We start from the raw sequence: 517 nt of genomic DNA, 5'->3' as shown, positions 1-517 counted from the left end.
ATAGAAGAAAACGCTAACCACCACGGCGGAAATGGTCAGGAGAAAAGCAAGCATCATCATAATCGTCCCATTTTCAGCGGTGTAGCCGGGAATGCCGTTAATGGCTTCTTGTTTGGTGGCCGTTTCAATGCCCTTCAGCGATTGATCGATCTTTTCCGGAGAGATGTTTTTCCCCTGGAGCATAATGGCGTTGACGGGTTTGTCGATCCCCATATCTGAGCCTGGCGCTGCAAAATGAAGCTCACGCCACATATCCAAAGTCATAAAAATCGCCGGCAAATGGTTGAAGGATTGACCTTCCACAAAACCAACCACTTTGAGGATCTGCGTCGTTCCCTCAATTTCAAGGGTGTCTCCCAGTTGAATGCCTGAATCTTTCAATGATGCATCGACGATGACTCCGGAGTCCTTCCCTTTGGCAAGCCCCTTCCCCTCAAGGGTCTCGGGTTCCAAAAATGTGCCCGGTTGAATTCCAATCAGGGAAACGTCAATCTTTTCATCATCGGACGACATATTT

Annotated in this window: 1 protein-coding gene; it reads right to left on the bottom strand. The window is 48.4% G+C overall.

Annotated features, from left to right (window positions below; translation table 11 throughout):
- The coding region (locus RZO55_RS16955) for a hypothetical protein (RefSeq protein WP_318065443.1) at positions 1–517 on the bottom strand (517 nt) is incomplete at both ends.

The sequence above is a fragment of the Clostridium boliviensis genome (assembly GCF_033342255.1).
GTDB lineage: Bacteria > Bacillota > Clostridia > Lachnospirales > Lachnospiraceae > Lacrimispora > Lacrimispora boliviensis.
The sequence above is the reverse complement of the archived record's forward strand: the minus strand, read 5'-3'. Positions and strand labels throughout refer to the sequence as shown.